The organism is Streptomyces sp. NPDC051576 (assembly GCF_040681835.1).
Classification (GTDB): Bacteria; Actinomycetota; Actinomycetes; order Streptomycetales; family Streptomycetaceae; genus Streptomyces.
In genome coordinates this window covers 348,073-367,141 of record NZ_JBFAZO010000004.1, presented here as the reverse complement: position 1 = coordinate 367,141, position 19,069 = coordinate 348,073, and the positions used below count along the sequence as shown (strand labels likewise).

The window sequence follows — 19,069 nt, the reverse complement described above, 5'->3', positions numbered from 1 at the left end:
GGCGCTACCGTGAGCGCCATGGACACCCAGAACACCGACCTGACGCCCCTCCCGCCGATCATCTCCGTCGACGACCACACCGTGGAGCCCGCCGACGTCTGGCAGCACCGGCTGCCCAAGAAGTACCTGGACACCGGCCCTCGCATAGTCCGCGCGCCGCTGAAGGAAATGACCTTCCTCGGCGGCCGGTTCAAGCCCGTCATGGGCGAACCCGGCGACGACGGACCCATCGGCGACTGGTGGGTCTACGAGGATCTGCACCGCCCGCTCACCCGCCTCGACACGGCCGTCGGCTACAGCAGGGACGAGATCAAGCTCGAAGTCATCACTTACGAGCAGATGCGTCCGGGCTCCTACGACGTCCCGTCCCGCCTCGCCGACATGGACGTCAACCACGTCCAGTCCGCCCTGTGTTTCCCCACCTTCCCCCGCTTCTGCGGCCAGACGTTCACCGAGGCCTCCGACCGCGAGCTGGGGCTGCTCTGCGTCCGCGCCTACAACGACTGGATGGTGGACGAGTGGTGCGGCCCTGACGCGGCGGGCCGGCTCATACCGCTGCCCCTGATCCCGCTCTGGGACCCGGAGTCGGCCGCCGCCGAGGTGCGCCGCAACGCGGCCCGCGGCTGCCGCGCCGTCGCCTTCTCCGAGATACCCCCGCACCTCGGCCTGCCCTCCATCCACACCGACGACTGGGACCCGTTCCTCGCCGCCTGCGCCGAGACCCGGACGGTCATCGCCATGCACATCGGCTCCAGCAGCCGCATGCCGTCCACCTCCGCCGACGCACCGCCCGCCGTAGGCTCCACGATCACCTTCGCCAACTGCTGCTACTCGATGGTGGACTGGCTGATGAGCGGCAAGTTCGAACGCTTCCCCGACCTCAAGGTCATGTACGCCGAGGGACAGATCGGCTGGATCCCCTACATCCTGGAGCGCGCCGACGTCGTCTGGGAGGAAAACCGCGCCTGGGGCGGCGTCGCCGACAAGGTCCACCGCCCGCCGTCCGAACTCTTCACCGAGCACGTCTACGGCTGCTTCTTCGACGACGCGTTCGGGCTCCGCAACCTGGACTCCATCGGCGTAGGCAATGTGCTGTACGAGACCGACTACCCCCACTCCGACTCCACCTGGCCCAAGTCCCGCGAGGTCGGCGAGGCACAGATGGGGCACCTGGCGCCGGACGTGGTCGAGCGGATCGTGCGCGGCAATGCCATCGAGTTGCTGGGCCTGACACCGGACGGTCTCTGGGGAGGGCCCAAGTGAGCCGCCTCTCCTACGGCATCCAGCTGCCCGTTCAGTCCCAGAGCACCATCTACGCCGAATCCTGGGAGGCCGACGCCGGCCCCGCCGACCTCGTCGCGATCGCCCGCGCCGCCGAGCACGGGGGCTTCGACTACATCGCGAGCTGCGACCACGTGGCGATCCCGCGCCGCCTGGCCCCCGCCATGAGCACGATCTGGTACGACCCGGTCGCCACTCTCTCCTACCTGGCGGGCGTGACGGAACGAGTCCAACTCCTCAGCCACGTCGCGGTCGTGGGCCTGCGCCACCCGCTCGTCACCGCCAAGCAGTACGCCACCCTCGACCACCTCAGCGGGGGCCGGCTGATCCTCGGGGTCGGCGCCGGGCACGTACAGGAGGAGTTCGAGGTGCTCGGGGTCGACTTCGAGCGCCGCGGACCCGTTCTCGACGAGTCGATCGACGCGCTGCGCGCCGCGCTCGGTCCGGACGAATTCCCCGAGCACCACGGCAAGTTGTACGACTTCGAGGGGCTCGGGCAGCGGCCCCGCCCCGCGCGGGAACACGTCCCGCTCTGGGTCGGCGGATCGTCCCCCGCCGCCGTACGCCGGGCCGCGCTCAAGGCGGACGGCTGGCTGCCGCAGGGCGACCCGCGGGCGAAGCTGCCCGCGCAGATCGAGCGGATCCGGCGACTGCGCGAAGAGGCCTCGATCCAGGGGCCGTTCGTGTTCGGGGCCATCACCGAGCCGCTGTACGTCGGCGAACCGGGGTGGGAGGTCGGGCGGCGCACCCTCACCGGCGCGCCCGAGGTCCTCGCGGAGTCGCTGCGGGCCTACGGAGTGATGGGCGTGGACCAGATACAGGTGCGGTTCCGCTGCCGCGACCGTGCCGAACTCCTCGATCAGATAGGCCAGTTCGGGTCCGAGGTGGGGCCGCTGCTCTGACCCCGCCTCTCATCGCTTCACCCGTCTTTGATCACATCCTGTTTGAACACGGTCACGCCGAGCTGCGTATGTACGGACGTACGGACGTCATGGCTCCGGCGGAAGGACCCCTCACGTGCGATCCTCCGAGCGACTCGTGGTCGCCCTGGTCTCCGCCGGTCGCACCTGGCCGCACCAGGACTGGCCGGCCCCGGACGATCCTTACGTGGGCCGTGTGGTGCGTGTCTCCCCGCCCTACGACGGGCTGGCGGAGACCGAGGCGGACGTCATCGTGCTGCACTGCGAGGACCCGGCGGTGGCCTTTCCGGGGCTGCTGGACCTTCTCCGCGCCCGGAGCGTCCCGGCGGTCGTGGTCAGTCCGCGCCGGGACACCGAAGCGGTGGTCGAGGTGTTCCGGGCCGGGGCGGGCTATCTGGTCGAGTGCGACCGGTGCCCCGAGATGATGTCCTCGGCGATGGTGGCGGCCACCCTCGGGCACACCTACCTCTCTCCGGCCGCCTGCGACGCCCTGCGGGAAGGGGCCCGGCTGATGGCCGCGACCGATGACACCATGCGGCGGCTGCGCGCGCTGCTCTCGCCCCGCGAGCAGCAGATCATGGAGTTGCTCTCGACCGGCCTGGGAGCACGGCAGATCGGGCAGCGACTACGGCTGAGCGAGAAGACCGTCCGCAACAACCTCAGCAACATCTACGCCAAGCTGGACGCCAGGAGCGGCACGGACGCGGTTCTGCGCTGGCTGGGAACCACGCCCGTGCTTCGCACCTGAGAACCTTCCGGGAGCGCCGGATCAGGGCGCCGGGATCTCCGTCAGCGGTATTTCCACATCGGTGACATCGGCACCGCCCTCGCCGAATCCTGCCTCTTCGGACCGGAGCGCCCTCGTGGAGTTCGGGACCGCGTCGGCCGCGGTGGTTTCGCATTTCACGTTCCGCAGCCAAAGACGCCCGTCGGGCGTTCCGTTGTTCAGGATCTGCGGATAGAAGACATGCACGGTCGCGGCACCCTCGCTCGGCGCGAAGAACACCGTCTGCCCGTCCTGTGCCTCCTTGTACGTGGCCTTCAGGAATCCGCTGACGTCGGTGCGCTTGGCGGACCACATGAAGAAGGCGGTGCTGTCCGCCTGCACGGTGTCGGTGCGGCTGAACGCCAATGTGGTCGTCTTGTCGTCACGCGTGATGTTGATGGTCGACGTGCTGAATTCCAGGCCGACTTCGAAGAGCGAGTTCCCGAGTTTCGTGCCGGCCTCGGTGACGGTTCCCTCCTCGACCTGGAGGGTGCGCGTCACCGACGTACTGACATTGAACGTCTTTGACGCGGTGCTCGTGGAACCGCAGTTGTCGCTCACCGGGGAGACGCGTTCGTTGGGCCCGAGGCTGTTCGCCTTGAACTGGACGTCGACGAACTCGCAGTCGGCCAGTTTGTCGGAGTCCGCGGAACAGTCGGCGGTCACTTCGGACGGGGTGGCGGCACTCGCCTGGTTCATCAGCGGGACGATCACCGCGAGCGCGGCCACGGGGGCCAGAGCCAGGGTGATGCGCTTCTTCTTGCTCCGGTGGCTTCTGGTGCGGCCGGTCCGGGACATGGGTGTCTCCTCTGGGGCGTAAGGGAGTTGAGCTGCTGTTTCCTGCTGTACGGCCGGTGGCTCAGCAGTCCTCCAGGACCGCCTTGGAGGTGCCGTCCACGACACCGGGGGCGCCCGCGGCGCCCGGCAGGATGACAGGTCCCTCGACGACGTCCGGCGCCACGAAGTTCTGTTCGGGGGAGGGATTCACGGCGAAGCTGCCGGGATCGGCGTCGATGCGTACCCGCCATTCGCCGGTCATGCGCTGCAACTTCGGCGTGAATTCCATGTGGAGCACCTTGCCGACCGGCACGTCCCGCGCCTCCGTGTCGCCGGCCGTCGCCGACTTCACGGTCATGTCCAGGGTTCCCTTGTGCTTGGCCCAGGACCCGCTGAGGAATCCGAACAGGCCTCCGCCGCCGCCCTGTTGGGTGGATACGTACTTTCCCTGACCTTGGGCCGAGGTCGACGACCAGGTGATGGATACCTTGGCCGGATCGGTCGCGTTCGGCTCGCAGTTCGGGAAGTCGATGGACGCCTTTTCGGTGGGTCCGTCGAAGGTCTCGAAGTTCGTCTCGACGAAATCGCAGTTGTCGGCCTGGAAGCCGTCCGCGAAGGCGCCGCCGAAATCATCCACCGACCGCTGCTCACCATTGACCACCGCGGACCTCTCGCACATGGTCATGATCTGGTCCGGCGTCTTCGCGTCGGCCGCGTTCGCCGACGGCAGCAGGGTGACGATCACTCCGCCGGTGGCGAGTGCCGCGCCGATCGCCACGTACCTGACTTTCCTGTTGCGTAATCTCCGCTTTGCCATACTCGGCATTGTTGGAGCCAAGCGGAGGTATGGCCAGGGTCAAATGTCCCTACTCCGCGGTCACTTCAAGTGTGCTTGTGCAAGCCCTCACTCCTGCGCAAGAAGTCCTCGGTCACCATCTGACGCTTCGTCAGATACGGCGCTACGATGACCGGCATCCACCGATCCCGAGGAGGCCCGCATGGGCAAGCTGGACGGACGTGTCGTCATCGTCACCGGGGCGGCGCGCGGGCAGGGGGAGCAGGAGGCGCGGCTCTTCGTGGCGGAGGGTGCGCAGGTCGTCGTAGCGGATGTGCTGGACGAGCAAGGGGCGGCGCTGGCAAAGGAGTTGGGCGCGCTCTACGTCCATCTCGATGTCGGCGAGGAGGCGGACTGGGGTGCCGCCGTCGGGGCCGCCAAGGAGGCGTACGGGCGGATCGACGGGCTGGTCAACAACGCGGGGATCCTGCGGTTCAACTCCCTTGTGGACACGCCTCTTGAGGAGTTCATGCAGGTCGTGCGGGTCAACCAGGTCGGCTGCTTTCTGGGGATCAAGACCGTGGCCCCGGTGATGGAGGACGGCGGCACGATCGTCAACACGGCCTCGTACACGGCGGTGACGGGGATGGCGGCAGTGGGGACGTACGCCGCGACCAAGCACGCCATCCTCGGGCTCACCCGGGTGGCCGCGCTGGAGCTGGCGAGCCGGCGGATACGGGTCAACGCTGTCTGCCCCGGGGCCGTGGACACCGCGATGTCCAACCCGTCGCGGCTCGACCCGGACGCGGACCCGGAGGAGATGACCCGGGCCCTGGACGAGCTGTACCGCAAGCTCGTGCCGCTCGGGCGGATCGGGCGGGCCGACGAGGTGGCGCGGCTCGCGCTGTTCCTGACGTCGGACGACTCGTCGTACATCACGGGGCAGCCGTTCGTGATCGACGGGGGCTGGCTGGCGGGAGTCAGTGTCATCTGACGGGCCGTCATCTATTGACGAATCTGACGACACGTCAGAAAGTCGTAGCACTCATACGAACCATCTGGACTTGGGACGGTGAACCTCCTTGGAATTCGGGCTCTTTGTACAGGGATACGTGGGCAAGCGTGCCGAGACGGACCCGCTGGCCGAGCACAAGGCGCTGATGGAGGAGACCGAGTACGTCATCCAGGCGGACAAGTCCGGGTTCAAGTACGCCTGGGCGTCCGAGCACCACTTCCTGGAGGAGTACTCGCACCTCTCGGCCAACGACGTCTACCTCGGCTATCTGGCGCACGCGACGGACCGCATCCATCTGGGATCCGGCATCTTCAACCCCCTCGCGCAGGTCAACCACCCGGTGAAGGTCGCCGAGAAGGTCGCCATGCTCGACCATCTCTCGGGCAACCGCTTCGAGTTCGGGAGCGGGCGGGGCGCCGGCTCGCACGAGATCCTGGGGTTCATACCGGGCGTGACCGATATGAACTACACCAAGGAGATCTGGGAAGAGACCATCGCCGAGTTCCCCAAGATGTGGCTCCAGGACGAGTACGTCGGCTTCCAGGGCAAGCACTGGCAGTTGCCGCCCCGCAAGATCCTGCCCAAGCCGTACGGCAAGGCGCACCCGGCGATGTGGTACGCGGCCGGGTCCCCGCCCTCGTACGCCATGGCCGCCCGTAAGGGGCTCGGGGTGCTGGGGTTCAGCATCCAGAAGGTGTCCGACATGGAGTGGGTGCTGGAGCAGTACAAGACGGCGATCGTGAACGCCGAGCCGGTGGGCGCGTTCGTCAACGACAACGTGATGGTGACGACGACCGCGATCTGCGCGCCGACGCACGACGAGGCGATCCGGATCGCGACGAGCGGTGGGCTGCACTATCTGCCGTCGCTCGTGTTCCGGTACCACGACACGTTCCCCCGGCCCGAGGGCTTCCCGGTGTGGCCGGAGACGCTGCCCGAGTACACGCCGGAGTTCGTCGAACTCCTCGTGGAGGAGGAGCTGTTGATCTGCGGCGACCCGGACGAAGTGCTCACGCAGTGCAAGCGGTGGGAGCAGGCCGGGGCGGATCAGTTGAGCTTCGGGCTGCCGGTGGGGGTGCCGAAGGAGGAGACGTTGCAGACGATCCGGTTGATCGGGGAGCACGTGATTCCGAAGATCGACACGGATCCGGTGCATCGGACCACGCGGTTCCGGGAGACGGCCTGAGGTCGTACGGCGCTTGAGGAGGCAAGGTTCGTGCTCGATCACGTCATCGAAGGGGCGACGGTTGTCGACGGGACCGGCTCGCCCGCATTCGTCGCCGACGTCGGCATCCGCGACGGTCGTATCGCCGTCATCGGCACTGTCACCGAGGAGTCCCGCACCCGCGAGGACGCGCGCGGTCTCGTCCTCGCCCCCGGGTTCGTAGACCCCCACACCCACTACGACGCCCAGCTCTTCTGGGACCCGTATGCCACGCCCTCCCTCAACCACGGCGTGACGACCGTCGCGGCCGGCAACTGCGGCTTCACGCTTGCCCCGTTGAACCCCGGCCGCCCCGACGACGCCGACTACACCCGCCGGATGATGTCGAAGGTCGAGGGCATGTCGCTGGTCGCTCTCGAAGAGGGGGCGCCCTGGACGTGGTCGTCGTTCGGGGAGTATCTGGACGCGCTGGAGGGGCGGATCGCGGTCAACGCGGGCTTCATGGTGGGGCATTGCGCGCTGCGCCGGTATGTGATGGGCGCGGATGCGGTCGGCGGCCAGCCGACAGACGAGCAACTCGCCGAGATGCTACGGCTGTTCCATGAGGCGATGGACGCCGGGGCGTGGGGGTTCTCCACCACCCAGTCCTCCACCCACTCGGACGGTGACGGCAAGCCGGTCGCCTCGCGGCACGCGTTGCCCGCCGAACTGATCGCTCTGTCCAGGGCGGTCGGTGAGCACGAGGGTACGCAGATCGAGGCGATCGTCGCCGGCTGTCTGGATCAGTTCAGCGACCCGGAGATCGATCTGTTCGTCGAGATGAGCGCGGTGGCCGGGCGGCCCCTGAACTGGAACGTGCTGACGGTGGACGCGGCCGTACCCGAGCGGGTGCCCCGGCAGTTGTTCGCGAGTGAGCGGGCGCGGAAGGCCGGCGGCCGGGTCGTCGCGCTGACCATGCCGATCCTCACGCCGATGAACATGTCCCTCGGCACCTTCTGCGCGCTGAACCTGATACCCGGGTGGGGGCCGATCCTGAGCCTCCCGGTGCCGGAGCGGATCGCGAAGCTGCGCGAGCCGGACGTGCGCGCCGAGATGCTGCGGAACGCCAACAGCAAGGAGGCGGGCGTCTTCCGGCGGCTCGCGAACTTCGGGCGGTATGTCATCGGAGACACGTACAGCGCGGCCAACGAGGGGCTGACCGGGCGGGTGGTGAAGGACATCGCCGCCGAACGCGGGCAGGAGCCCTTCGAGTGCCTGGTGGAGATCTGCGCGGCCGACGAACTCCGTACGGTCCTGTGGCCGATGCCCTCCGACAACGACCCGGCCTCCTGGGCCTTGCGCGCCGAGACCTGGCAGCACGAGGACGTGCTGCTCGGCGGGTCCGACGCGGGGGCGCATCTGGACCGGATGTGCGGGGCGCCGTACACGACCCGGTTCATCGGGGACTGTCTGCGCGGGCGGAAGCTGGTGGGTCTTGAGCGGGCGGTGAAGATGCTGACCGACGATCCGGCGCGGCTGTTCGGGCTGCGGGAGCGGGGGCAGGTGCGGGAGGGCTGGCATGCGGATCTGGTGCTCTTCGACCCGGAGCGGATCGACGCGGGCAAGGCCACCCTGGTGCACGACCTGCCGGGTGACAGTCCGCGTCTGGATTCCAAGGCGATCGGCGTACGGGCCGTGTGGGTCAACGGAGTCGAGGCGATCCGCGACGACGTGGTGAGCGGTTCCGTGCCCGGTCGGGTGCTGCGGTCGGGGCGGGACACCAGGACGGTGAGCACCAGGTGAGTTCCCAAGTGGCGGACGGACAGCGGTTGTTCGTCGGTGGGGAGTGGGTTGAGCCGGACGGCGGGCACTACGCCGTGGTCGATCCGGCGACCGAGGAGACCGTGGGGTGGGCGCCGGAGGCGTCGCGGGATCAGGTGCACGCGGCTGCCGCCGCGGCCCGCGAGGCCTTCGGGCCGTGGTCACGCACCCCGGCCGAGGAACGCGCGGCGATCCTCGGCCGGGCGGCGGACATCGTCCGGGGCCGACTCGTGCCGTACGCCGAACTGGCCCAGGCGGAGACCGGCGCGACGACCGGGACCGCGCGGGGCATGCAGGTCGGCGTGGCCACCGCTCGCTTCCGGCGCTACGCGACCGTGGAGCCGGCCGAGTGGGCGATCCCGCCGCAGGTCAACGAGGCCGGGCCGTTCGGCCGGGCGGCCGTCATGGGGGCGCTTGCCGTACGGCAGCCGGTAGGCGTCGTCACCTGCATCACCTCGTACAACAACCCGTGGGCGAACCCCGCCGGAAAGATCGCCCCCGCCCTCGCCATGGGCAACACGGTCGTGGTGAAACCCGCGCCGCAGGACCCGCTGTCCGTCTACCGGATGGCCGAGGCGCTGGAGGCGGCCGGGGTGCCGCGCGGGGTCGTGAACGTCGTCAACGGCCAAGCGGTGGAGGTCGGCGAGGCGGCCGTGGCCTCACCGGACGTCGACATGGTCAGCTTCACCGGGTCCACGGCGGTCGGGCAGCGGATCGCCGAGGTCTGCGGGCGCGACATGAAGCGGCAGTTGATGGAGTTGGGGGGCAAGGGAGCGGCGGTCGTCTTCGACGACGCGGATCTCGCCTCCGCCGTCTCCGGGATCGCCACGACCTTCTCCTTCTACAGCGGGCAGATCTGTACGGCGCCGACGCGGGTGCTGGCCCAGCGCGGTGTGTACGACAGGCTCGTGGAGCAACTGGCCGCGTACGCCAGTCGGTTGAAGGTCGGCGACCCACGCTCCCCGGACACCGTCGTCGGCCCGGTGATCTCGGCGGCACACCGGGAGCGCGTCGAGTCGTACGTCGAACTGGGCCGGAAGGAGGGCGCGGTGCTGGTCACGGGCGGCGAACGCCCGTCCGCCGGACCGGGTTTCCTCGTCGCCCCCACCGTCCTCGCCGACTGCACCCCCGAGATGCGGGTCGTCCGCGAGGAGATCTTCGGCCCGGTGGTCGTGGTCGTCCCCTTCGACGAGGAGGAGGAAGGCATCGCCCTCGCCAACGACAGCGACTACGGCCTCATCGACTACGTGTGGTCGGGGGATGTGGCGCGCGCCTTCCGGGTGGCGCGGCGGCTGCGCGCCGGCGGGGTGGGCGTCAACACCGTGGGGCGCAACATGGAGGCGCCGTTCGGGGGGTTCAAGAGGAGCGGGGTCGGGCGGGACGTGGGGGCGTATGCGCTGCATGCTTACAGCGAGGTGCAGGCGATCGTCTGGGCGGGGTGAGGTGAGGGGCGCGGGGCTTCAATCCCGCAGATCCACCCGCACCGTAAGCAACCTCGCACCCACCGCCTTCACCGCCGCACTGTTGAACCGCGGCAACGTCCGCAGCCGTGCCTGGGGATCGTCGTCGGGGAGGAGGTGGGCCGTGCCCGTGTGCCAGCGCCCCATGATGCGTACGCGGACCTCCGGGTTCGCCTTGATGTTGCGGACGTAGTGGGAGAGTTCGCCGAACTCCGAGACCAGCCAGAAGGTGTCGCCGATACGGCGTCCGCCGAGCGGGGTGCGGCGGGGGAGGCCGGAGACGCGGCCGGTGGTCTCCAGGACGGTCTGGGTGGGGAGGTGGCGGGTGACCGAGTTCAGCAGGCGCTGGAATCTCGTGATGGTGCGGTACTTGGACTCGGGAGTGCTGGGCATCGGTTTCCGGATCTCCTGTCGGCCTGCTGCTTCCGTGGACTTCAATGATCCCGTGCGCGTCGTGACATGGAACCTGTGGTGGCGGTACGGGCCCTGGGAGGCCCGGCAGAAGGCGATTCTCGCCGTGTTGCGTGAACTGCGGCCCGATGTCGTCGGGTTGCAGGAGGTGTGGGACGGCGGCGGGGCCAATCTTGCCGGGTGGCTCGCCGGGGAGCTTGGTATGCACTGGGCCTGGGGAGCCTCGCACGATCCCGGGTTCTGGCAGCGGCGGTTGGGCGACCCCGGTGTCGGGATCGGCAACGCCGTGCTCAGCCGCTGGCCCGTCGCCGAGCAGGCCGTACTGCCGCTGCCGCCGGGGGACGGGGACGGCGGACGGCTCGCGCTGTACGCGGGGATCGACGCGCCGGGGCAGCGCGTGCCCTTCTTCACCGTCCACCTCTCCTCCGCCACCGACGCCTCGGCCGTACGGTGCCGACAGGTCACCGCGCTCGCCGGGTTCGTCGCGGAGCACACCGGCGACGGCCCCTTTCCGGCCGTCGTCACCGGTGACTTCAACGCCTGGCCGGACTCCGACGAGGTCCGGTTGTTCGGCGGGTACCGGACGGCGCCCGCCGTGCCCGGCCAAGTCCTCATGGACGCCTGGGACTTCGCCGAGCCGGGCGCCCCTTCGGTCACCTGGGACCTCGGGAACCCGTACGTCGCGGGCACGTTCGGGCCGAGCGTCCGTATCGACTACGTCTTCGTGGCGCCGACGGGGAGGGGAGCGGGCGGTCATGTGCGGGGCGTACGGAGGGCCGGGGACGGGCCCGTCGACGGGGTGTGGCCCTCCGATCACGCGGCGGTCGTGGTGGACCTGAGCGACGGCTCCGTCAGCTGCGGTCCGGCGAGCCCAGGAAGATCGGGTTCGTGAAGGCCGCCAGCGCGCCGGGCACCGGTCCCGCCGCCGTCTCGTGCCTCAACTCGGCGCGTACATAAGCCGCGTAGGCCGCGGTCGTCCGCCACTCCACGCTCCCCGCGCCGGCCACCGGCAGCGGATCGCTGGTGAACAGCACCCCCTGGTCGGTCACGAAGCGGACGGTGCAGCGCGGGGCGCCGGTGACCTCCAGCCGTACCGTGACCGGGGTGTCCGCGTCGACCCTCAACCGCTCGCCGATTCCGGCGTGCTCGGCCCGGCCGCCGGACGCGGTGAAGGTGAGGGAGACGTTCGCCGACTCGGCGACATAGGAACGCCCCGCCCGAATACCGTCCTGGATCGCCTCCCTCGTCAAGTCCTCGGCCAGGACCACGGTTTGGGGCAGGCCGACCGCGTCCGGGTCGCGGTGGGCGTCGCTGTTGCCCATCGCCGGGAGCCACTCCCGGTTGTCGCGCACGGAGGCCACGAGCGTGGCGTCCCAGGAGGCGAGGGCGACCTCGTCGTCGGGCGTGTAGGGGCCGTTCCACACCTCGACGGCGTCCGCCTCGCCGAGGCCGAACTTCCAGGCGCAGCCGATGCAGGTGGCGTGCGGGTGGGCGGGGACGACGAGGCCGCCGGCCCGGCGGATCTCGCGGGCGAAGCGTCCGAAGCGGTTCTCGCGGGCCCGGTAGCGCCAGTCGACGAAGGTGCCTGGCTCGGTGCCGAGGGCGACCACATGGCCGTTGCGCGTGGTGACCTCCTCGCCGAGCAGGATCAGCAGTTCGCCGTCGGGATGGGGGCCCGCCTCCGAGGCCCAATGCGGGTGCGAGGAGTGGGTGTTGTGGTCCGAGGAGTTGATGAAGTCCAGGCCCGCCGACCGTGCCAGTGAGGCGATCTCGGCGGGGGTGCGGCGCCCGTCCGAGTACCAGGAGTGCAGGTGGCAGTCGCCCCGGTACCAGGACCGGCCGCGGCCCTTCGCCCGCTCCGGCGGGTACACGGGGTGCGGGGCGGCGCCCGGTTCGCCGTAGGTGAGCGTGATCGTCAACTCGTACGACAGGCCCTGCGGGGCCACCGTGTAGGGGCCCAGCGCGATGTGCCAGGTGCCGGCGCCGACCGGGCCGGGGATGTAGCCGGGCGTCGCGTCGTCCACCCGGAGGAAGAACTCCGTGCGCGCCCCGCCCGACCAGCCCCGGAAACCCCGGCCGCCGAGGTCGGTGCCGTGCTGGTCGAAGATGCCGATGTCGAGGGCGTTGCCCTGGGTCCCGGCCGGTACGGACGGCTTGTCGTAGGTGTACGCCACCTTGAGCTCGCGGACCCCGGCGGGGACCTCGACGGGTACGTACACATAGTCGGGCGAGCCGGGCGGGAGGGTGCCCCGTACCGTCCGGCTCTCCTGCTCGCCGTCTGCCGCGGCCTCGGCGCCGCTCGCGAAGGTCACGCTTCCCAACGTAAGCGCGGCGGCGGCGCCCGTCACGATCAGCGCGCGTCTGTTCATCCCGAAGTCGTGATCGCCGTGTCCGTGATCGCCGTTTCCGTGATCGTCGTCGCACATGCTGCTGCTCCCGGAGTGTCGTCGCTGACAGGGATCGTGCAGGGGTGACCCGTACGACTCTGATAGTCGGCTGTGAACTCCCGTGCAAGGAAAGGGAATCGGCGGGTGTCGGGAAACCGGAGACGGCATCGCCGACAGCCGCGCCCGCCCGCCGCCAGTGACACCGTGTAACGAACTGCCCGGCCGGAACGAATCGGGCGCCCCTCTTTGGCCTGATCAGACCGATCGTATGCTCGAAGGATGACGACACCCGCGAGCTCCGGAACAGGCCCGACCGAGAACTCCATGCGTCGCGCCCTCAAACGGGCCCGTGACGGCGTCGCCCTCGACGTGACGGAAGCGGCGGTGCTGCTCCAGGCCCGCGGCGAGGCCCTGGACGACCTCACCGCGTCTGCTGCCCGGGTGCGTGACGCGGGCCTGGCGGCGGCCGGCCGGCCCGGCGTGATCACGTACTCGAAGAGCGTCTTCATCCCCCTCACCCGCCTGTGCCGTGACAAGTGCCACTACTGCACCTTCGTCACCGTCCCCGGCAAGCTGCGCCGGGCCGGCCACGGGATGTTCATGTCCTCCGACGAGGTCCTCGACATCGCCCGGCGCGGGGCCGAACTCGGTTGCAAGGAAGCCCTGATCACCCTCGGCGACAAGCCCGAGGACCGCTGGCCGGAAGCCCGTGAGTGGCTCGACGCGCATGGCTACGACGACACGATCGCCTACGTCCGCGCCATCTCCATCCGCATCCTGGAGGAGACCGGACTGCTGCCCCACCTCAACCCCGGGGTGATGACCTGGACGGACTTCCAGCGCCTGAAGCCTGTTGCTCCCTCCATGGGCATGATGCTGGAGACGACCGCCACCCGGCTCTGGTCCGAGCCCGGCGGCCCGCACTACGGCTCCCCGGACAAGGAGCCCGCCGTACGGCTGCGGGTGCTGGAGGACGCGGGCCGGTCGTCCGTCCCCTTCACGTCCGGGATCCTGATCGGCATCGGTGAGACGTACGAGGAGCGCGCGGACTCGCTCTTCGCGCTGCGCAAGGTGTCGCGGGCCTACCACGGCATCCAGGAACTGATCATCCAGAACTTCCGCGCCAAGCCGGACACCGCGATGCGCGGGATGCCGGACGCGGAGTTGGACGAGCTGGTGGCGACGGTCGCGGTGGCCCGGCACATCATGGGCCCGTCCGCCTGCCTCCAGGCGCCGCCCAACCTCGTCGACTCGGAGTACAAGCGCCTGATCGGCGCGGGCATCGACGACTGGGGCGGGGTCTCCCCGCTCACCATCGACCATGTGAACCCCGAACGCCCCTGGCCGCAGATCGAGTTGCTGCGCGAGCAGTCGGCGGAGGCGGGCTTCGAGCTCCGTGAACGGCTGTGCGTCTACCCGGAGTTCGTGGGCCGGGGCGAACCCTGGCTGGACCCGCGCCTGTTGCCGCACGTCCGGGCCCTCGCGGACCCGGAGACGGGCCTGGCCCTTCCTGACGCGGTCGTGGAGGGCCACGCCTGGCAGGAACCGGAGGAGGCCTTCGTCGCCACCGGCCGCACGGACCTCCACACCACGATCGACACGGACGGCCGTACATCCGACCGTCGTGACGACTTCGACGAGGTCTACGGCGACTGGGGCGCCCTGCGCGAGGCCGCGGCGCCCGGCATGGTCCCCGAGCGCATCGACACGGACGTACGGCAGGCGCTGGCGACGGCGGCCGACGACCCGACGCGACTGACCGACGCGGAGGCTCTCGCCCTGCTGCACGCGGACGGTCCGGCGCTGGACGCGCTGACGCGGATCGCGGACGACGTGCGGAAGTCGGCGGTCGGCGACGACGTCACCTACATCGTCACGCGGAACATCAACTTCACCAACGTCTGCTACACGGGCTGCCGTTTCTGCGCCTTCGCGCAGCGCCGTACGGACGCGGACGCGTACACGTTGTCGTTGGACCAGGTGGCGGACCGGGCCCAACAGGCCTGGGAGGTCGGGGCGGTCGAGGTCTGCATGCAGGGCGGCATCCACCCGGATCTGCCCGGTACCGCCTACTTCGACATCGCGAAGGCGGTCAAGGAACGCGTCCCCGGGATGCACGTCCACGCCTTCTCCCCGATGGAGGTCGTCAACGGCGCGACCAGGACCGGGCTTTCGATCCGCGAGTGGCTGACGGCGGCTAAGGAGGCGGGGCTCGACACCATCCCCGGCACGGCGGCGGAGATCCTCGACGACGAGGTCCGCTGGGTCCTGACGAAGGGCAAGCTGCCGACCGCGACCTGGATCGAAGTCGTCACGACAGCACACGAGTTGGGCATCCGGTCGTCGTCGACGATGATGTACGGCCACGTGGACCAGCCTCGGCACTGGCTGGGGCATCTGCGGACCCTCGCCGGGATCCAGCAACGCACGGGCGGATTCACGGAGTTCGTGACGCTGCCGTTCATCCACACCAACGCGCCGGTGTACCTGGCGGGGATCGCGAGGCCGGGTCCGACGATGCGGGACAACAGGGCGGTGGTGGCGATGGCCCGCCTCCTCCTCCACCCGCACATCCCCAACATCCAGACGAGCTGGGTGAAGCTGGGCACGGAGGGGGCGGCGGAGATGCTGCGCTCCGGTGCGAACGACCTGGGCGGCACGCTGATGGAGGAGACGATCTCGCGGATGGCGGGGTCGTCGTACGGCTCGTACAAGTCGGTGAAGGACCTGATCGCGGTGGCGGAGGCGGCCGGTCGGCCGGCGAGGCCGCGCACCACGCTGTACGGCGAGGTGTCGGAGGAGCGGCAGCGGGCCGCGGCCCTCTCGGACGGGCATCTGCCGGAGCTGCTGCCGGTGCTGGACTGAGGGGGCGGGTGGCCGGGACGGTGGCCGGTACGATGATCCGACCCCTGTTCGATCGGGATGCGGGGGATGTGTAGCTGAGGAGATGCGTGCCCGTGCCTGCCTCGAAGGTCTGGGTGACCGGTCTGACGGTGGGAGCGATCGCCGCGGTCACGGTCCTGGCTGTCCAGGCCAACCAGGGGCCGCACCCCAAGGCGTCCGCCGCCCGCCCGAACGCCTCGGCGTCCGCGAGCGCGCATCCCAAGCAGACGAAGAGCGCCGCTCCGGCCGCCGTTCCCGCCGACTCCGGCAGCGGGCGGCGCATCGTCTACTCGGTGGGGCAGAAACGGGTCTGGCTGGTCGACGCGAGCGACAAGGCGGGCCGCACGTTCGCGGTCTGGCCGGGGACGGTCAGCCCAGACCCCGGCAAGTACACGGTGTCGGTCCGCAAGGACGCCACGACGGGTTCGGACGGCGTCGCGATCGAGAACATCGTCTACTTCGCCACCAAGTCCGGCCTCAACATCGCCTTCTCCAACGCGGTGGACGGCTCCTCCCCGCCCCCGGCCGCGGGCAAGCAGACAGGCGGGGTCCGCATGGGCAAGGCGGACGGGGCGGCGCTGTGGTCGTTCGGGACGACGGGGACGAAGGTCAGGGTCGTCGGCTAGCCGCGGCGCCTCTGAACGCACTCTGAACATGATCGCTCCCCGCGTGACCCACGTGTGAACGTCGCCGTTGTGCCGTTCGCAATGGTGGCCTCGGCAAGGGAGACAGTTCGATGCGTCATTCAGGGCCTCACGGGAACGCGCTGCGCGAGGCGATCGCCGCGGCGGGGACCACGCCGTTGATCGGCGTGCACGACATGTACTCGGCCTCGCTCGCGGCCGCCCACTACGACGGAATGTTCGTCTCGGGCTTCGGCTTCGCGGGGTCCTACTACGGCCTGCCGGACATCGGCTTCATCGCCTGGCCCGACATGCTGGCCTTCGTGGAACGGCTGCGCTGGGCCTTCCCCCGCCACCACCTGCTGGTGGACATCGACGACGGTTACGGCGACCCGGCCGTCGCCTGCCACGTGGCGCGACGCCTGGAGGCGCTGGGCGCGTCCGGGGTGATCCTGGAGGACCAGAAACGTCCACGCCGCTGCGGGCACGTGGCGGGGAAGCAGATCCTGCCGCTGGAGGAGTACCTCGACAAGCTGGAGCAGGTGCTGGCCTGCCGTACCGACCTCGTGGTGGTGGCCCGCACGGACGCCACCGACGAGGCCGAGATCCTCGTACGGGCCAAGGCGCTGGCGGCCACCGACGCCGATGTGGTGCTGGTCGACGGTGTGCGCGACACCGACGCGATCCGGCGCATCCGCTCGGCCATCGGCGACAAGCCGCTGCTCTTCAACCAGATCGCCGGCGGGCGCTCTCCCCGCCTGTCACTGCCCGAACTGGCGGAACTCGGCGTGGATGTGGCGATCTACAGCACGCCGTGTCTGTTCGCCGCGCACCAGGCGATGGACCGGGCGCTGACGGAACTCAGGGCTGCGGAGGGGCGCCTGCCGGCCGGCGACAGCGGTGACCGGGTCGGTGTCGCCGAGTCGGTCGAGCTGCTGAGCCGCAATCTCCATACGGCGAGCAGGTGAGGGCGTCACATCACCGTGTCCGTTTGCAGCGGGCCCGCGGTGATGCGGATCGTCCGGACGCGGACCGGCTCTTCGCGGTCGAGGTAGAAGATGTGGGTGAACGGGGCGCGCACCACCTTGTCCGGCTCGCTCTTCCTGGCCATGGTCGCCTCACCGCGCAGCAGGCGGACGCCGTCGCCGGCGGTCCAGAACTCCAGGACCTCGTGGGTGATGACCAGCGGCTCGTCGATCTTGACGAAGAACGCCTTGATGGCCTCGACGCCGTGGAGATGCGCGGTGCCGAAGAACATGTCGGTGTCCTCGGTGAGCGGCGCGAAGCCCTCACCGAACTCCAGGGTGTCGATGGCGTCCATGAACTTCAGGACCCAGTCGGGAACGGCGGCCGCTCGCGCGGTGTCTGCCATGGGGGTCGCCTCCTGATCACATCGTCCTGAAGCGAACGTAGCAAGGTCGCCAACATCACTCCGTGGAGCCCGCTTCGTAAACCGATCTGCCTCTCAACGCACCGTCCCCGTTCGATTACAGTGCTGAGCTGACTCGTACGTAAGGACGGAGCCCTGAGGAGGCCTCGGTGAGTACGGCAACAGGGGCCGTCTGGGGCCGGGTCGAGCAGCAGGACTTCCGGAGCCGGGTGCGGGGGACGCTGCTCGGGGCCGCCGTGGGGGACGCGCTCGGCGCGCCCGTCGATCTGCTGGCGATCGACGAGATCCGGGAGGCCTACGGCGCGGAGGGCGTCGTGGATCTCGCGTTCGGGTACGGGCGGCGCGGTGCCGTCACGCATCTCACCCAGCTCACCCTCTTCACCGTCGACGGGCTGATCCGGGCCCAGGTGCGGCGGGACACCGGGGCCTGGCATCCGCCGACCGATCTGCACCGGGCGTATCTGCGGTGGGCCGCCACCCAGCACGACTGGGGGCCCGACGAGCGCCGTAAGGACGACGGGTGGCTCGCGCGGGAGGAATGGCTGTACGCGCGGCGGGATCCGACGCGGTCCTGTCTGCTGGGCTTCGGGGACGAGCGGATGGGGACGCTGGACGCGCCCAAGAATCCCGGCGAGGCGGGGGGCGAGGCCGCCGCCCGTTCCGCGCCCTTCGGGCTGCTGGTCGGGTGGGAGCCGCAGCTCGTGATGCAGCTCGCGGTGGAGTGCGCGGCCCAGACCCACGGTCATCCCGTCGGCTATCTGGCGGCCGGTGCCTACGCCGTCATCGTGCACGGCCTCGCCCGCGGCGAGAGCCTCGACGCGGCCGTCCAACGCGCACTCGCGCTCCTCGCCGCCCGCCCCGGCCACCAGCCCGTCTCCACCGGCCTGCAACACGCCCTCGGCGCCGTACGCCAGGGCATGCCCTCCTCCGCCCGGGTCGAGGAGCTGGTGGCGGACGGGAACGCGGACGGCCTGCTCGCCGGTGCGGTCTACTGCGCGCTGGTGGGCGAGGACGTCCGACACGGCCTGTGCCTGTCCGTGAACCAGGGCGGCCCCTCCGGCACGGCCGGCGCACTCACCGGCGGCCTCCTGGGCGCCCTGCACGGCGAGACGGCCCTCCCACCGGCCTGGCTGGCCGAGTTGGAGGGCCGTCCTACGCTGCTCGTCCTCGCGGACGACTTCGCCGTGGAGATGACTCAGGGGCCTGCGTTGCATGGGCCGGCTGGGTCTTCGCCGGGGTGGATCGCGCGGTATCCGCGAGGGAGCTGACCGGGAGTGCTACGGCTGGGTGCTGGGGGTTGCACGGTCAGATGGCCCTCCCGCCGGCCTGGCTGGCCGAGTTGGAGGGCCGTCCTACGCTGCTCGTCCTCGCGGACGACTTCGCCGTGGAGATGACTCAGGGGCCTGCGTTGCATGG

17 protein-coding genes and 1 pseudogene are annotated in these 19,069 nt (G+C 69.9%); 13 read left to right on the top strand and 5 right to left on the bottom strand.

Translation table 11 applies throughout. The annotated features are described in order from the left end of the window. The first annotated feature begins 18 nt into the window (after positions 1-18). From AB0M63_RS15315 to AB0M63_RS15305, 3 genes are all read left to right on the top strand, one after another. Positions 19-1,263: an amidohydrolase family protein gene (locus tag AB0M63_RS15315; RefSeq protein ID WP_366019689.1), complete on the top strand. Its 1,245-nt coding sequence runs from the start codon at positions 19-21 to the stop codon at positions 1,261-1,263. Then, positions 1,260-2,183: an LLM class F420-dependent oxidoreductase gene (locus tag AB0M63_RS15310; RefSeq protein ID WP_366019688.1), complete on the top strand. Its 924-nt coding sequence runs from the start codon at positions 1,260-1,262 to the stop codon at positions 2,181-2,183. The genes AB0M63_RS15315 and AB0M63_RS15310 overlap by 4 nt, the downstream gene beginning before the upstream one ends. A gap of 115 nt (positions 2,184-2,298) precedes the next feature. Next, entirely contained in the window at positions 2,299-2,949 is a 651-nt protein-coding gene (locus tag AB0M63_RS15305; RefSeq protein ID WP_366019687.1) for a response regulator transcription factor, read from the top strand. 21 nt (positions 2,950-2,970) lie between these two features. On the opposite strand, the gene AB0M63_RS15300 is transcribed toward AB0M63_RS15305, so the two are convergent. Continuing rightward, positions 2,971-3,765 carry a hypothetical protein gene (locus AB0M63_RS15300; RefSeq protein WP_366019686.1) on the bottom strand — a complete coding sequence of 265 codons (795 nt, stop codon included), beginning with the start codon at positions 3,763-3,765 and terminating at the stop codon, positions 2,971-2,973. Positions 3,766-3,826: 61 nt separating this feature from the next. After that, positions 3,827-4,561, bottom strand: coding sequence for a hypothetical protein (locus tag AB0M63_RS15295; protein ID WP_366019936.1), 735 nt, complete (start codon positions 4,559-4,561; stop codon positions 3,827-3,829). Positions 4,562-4,742: 181 nt separating this feature from the next. Between AB0M63_RS15295 and AB0M63_RS15290 the strand changes: the two genes are divergently transcribed. The 4 genes from AB0M63_RS15290 to AB0M63_RS15275 all read left to right on the top strand — a co-directional run bounded on the left by AB0M63_RS15290 (position 4,743) and on the right by AB0M63_RS15275 (position 9,941). Next, positions 4,743-5,513: a glucose 1-dehydrogenase gene (locus AB0M63_RS15290; protein ID WP_355905550.1), complete on the top strand. Its 771-nt coding sequence runs from the start codon at positions 4,743-4,745 to the stop codon at positions 5,511-5,513. An 88-nt stretch (positions 5,514-5,601) separates the two neighbouring features. Further along, positions 5,602-6,720: an LLM class flavin-dependent oxidoreductase gene (locus AB0M63_RS15285; protein ID WP_355905547.1), complete on the top strand. Its 1,119-nt coding sequence runs from the start codon at positions 5,602-5,604 to the stop codon at positions 6,718-6,720. A 30-nt stretch (positions 6,721-6,750) separates the two neighbouring features. Continuing rightward, positions 6,751-8,481: a D-aminoacylase gene (locus tag AB0M63_RS15280; RefSeq protein ID WP_366019685.1), complete on the top strand. Its 1,731-nt coding sequence runs from the start codon at positions 6,751-6,753 to the stop codon at positions 8,479-8,481. Then, positions 8,478-9,941: an aldehyde dehydrogenase family protein gene (locus tag AB0M63_RS15275; protein WP_366019684.1), complete on the top strand. Its 1,464-nt coding sequence runs from the start codon at positions 8,478-8,480 to the stop codon at positions 9,939-9,941. The genes AB0M63_RS15280 and AB0M63_RS15275 overlap by 4 nt, the downstream gene beginning before the upstream one ends. Before the next feature lie 18 nt (positions 9,942-9,959). On the opposite strand, the gene AB0M63_RS15270 is transcribed toward AB0M63_RS15275, so the two are convergent. Beyond that, entirely contained in the window at positions 9,960-10,352 is a 393-nt protein-coding gene (locus AB0M63_RS15270; RefSeq protein ID WP_366019683.1) for a nitroreductase/quinone reductase family protein, read from the bottom strand. A gap of 52 nt (positions 10,353-10,404) precedes the next feature. On the opposite strand from AB0M63_RS15270, the gene AB0M63_RS15265 reads away from it, so the two are divergent. Further along, the gene (locus tag AB0M63_RS15265; protein WP_366019682.1) at positions 10,405-11,262 is read left to right on the top strand and encodes an endonuclease/exonuclease/phosphatase family protein; all 858 of its coding nucleotides are present in this window, start codon (positions 10,405-10,407) and stop codon (positions 11,260-11,262) included. On the opposite strand, the gene AB0M63_RS15260 is transcribed toward AB0M63_RS15265, so the two are convergent. Then, the gene (locus AB0M63_RS15260) at positions 11,222-12,796 is read right to left on the bottom strand and encodes a CehA/McbA family metallohydrolase (RefSeq protein ID WP_366019681.1); all 1,575 of its coding nucleotides are present in this window, start codon (positions 12,794-12,796) and stop codon (positions 11,222-11,224) included. The genes AB0M63_RS15265 and AB0M63_RS15260 overlap by 41 nt on opposite strands. A gap of 240 nt (positions 12,797-13,036) precedes the next feature. Here AB0M63_RS15260 and AB0M63_RS15255 point away from each other — a divergent pair, with 240 nt between their 5' ends. From AB0M63_RS15255 to AB0M63_RS15245, 3 genes are all read left to right on the top strand, one after another. Then, positions 13,037-15,622 (top strand): bifunctional FO biosynthesis protein CofGH, encoded by a 2,586-nt coding sequence (locus tag AB0M63_RS15255; RefSeq protein ID WP_366019680.1) that lies wholly within the window; start codon positions 13,037-13,039, stop codon positions 15,620-15,622. 92 nt (positions 15,623-15,714) lie between these two features. Next, on the top strand, positions 15,715-16,266 hold the full coding sequence (locus AB0M63_RS15250; RefSeq protein WP_355905523.1) for a hypothetical protein: 552 nt from the start codon (positions 15,715-15,717) through the stop codon (positions 16,264-16,266). A gap of 110 nt (positions 16,267-16,376) precedes the next feature. Further along, complete coding sequence (locus AB0M63_RS15245) at positions 16,377-17,231, top strand: isocitrate lyase/PEP mutase family protein (protein ID WP_366019678.1); 855 nt, start codon at positions 16,377-16,379, stop codon at positions 17,229-17,231. Between the two features lie 5 nt (positions 17,232-17,236). Here the strand turns inward: AB0M63_RS15245 and AB0M63_RS15240 are convergent, their stop codons facing one another. Then, positions 17,237-17,635 (bottom strand): nuclear transport factor 2 family protein, encoded by a 399-nt coding sequence (locus AB0M63_RS15240; RefSeq protein WP_366019677.1) that lies wholly within the window; start codon positions 17,633-17,635, stop codon positions 17,237-17,239. 167 nt (positions 17,636-17,802) lie between these two features. Between AB0M63_RS15240 and AB0M63_RS15235 the strand changes: the two genes are divergently transcribed. After that, complete coding sequence (locus tag AB0M63_RS15235) at positions 17,803-18,921, top strand: ADP-ribosylglycohydrolase family protein (protein ID WP_366019676.1); 1,119 nt, start codon at positions 17,803-17,805, stop codon at positions 18,919-18,921. Positions 18,922-18,923: 2 nt separating this feature from the next. Next, positions 18,924-19,069, top strand: a pseudogene (locus AB0M63_RS15230) (ADP-ribosylglycohydrolase family protein); the annotation flags it as partial.

Coding starts and splice junctions, on each gene's coding strand:
- AB0M63_RS15255 (WP_366019680.1), top strand. CDS start 13,037: ATGACGACACCCGCGAGCTCCGGAACAGGCCCGACCGAGAACTCCATG.
- AB0M63_RS15260 (WP_366019681.1), bottom strand. CDS start 12,796: ATGTGCGACGACGATCACGGAAACGGCGATCACGGACACGGCGATCAC.
- AB0M63_RS15270 (WP_366019683.1), bottom strand. CDS start 10,352: ATGCCCAGCACTCCCGAGTCCAAGTACCGCACCATCACGAGATTCCAG.
- AB0M63_RS15315 (WP_366019689.1), top strand. CDS start 19: ATGGACACCCAGAACACCGACCTGACGCCCCTCCCGCCGATCATCTCC.
- AB0M63_RS15245 (WP_366019678.1), top strand. CDS start 16,377: ATGCGTCATTCAGGGCCTCACGGGAACGCGCTGCGCGAGGCGATCGCC.
- AB0M63_RS15290 (WP_355905550.1), top strand. CDS start 4,743: ATGGGCAAGCTGGACGGACGTGTCGTCATCGTCACCGGGGCGGCGCGC.
- AB0M63_RS15295 (WP_366019936.1), bottom strand. CDS start 4,561: ATGGCAAAGCGGAGATTACGCAACAGGAAAGTCAGGTACGTGGCGATC.
- AB0M63_RS15300 (WP_366019686.1), bottom strand. CDS start 3,765: ATGTCCCGGACCGGCCGCACCAGAAGCCACCGGAGCAAGAAGAAGCGC.
- AB0M63_RS15240 (WP_366019677.1), bottom strand. CDS start 17,635: ATGGCAGACACCGCGCGAGCGGCCGCCGTTCCCGACTGGGTCCTGAAG.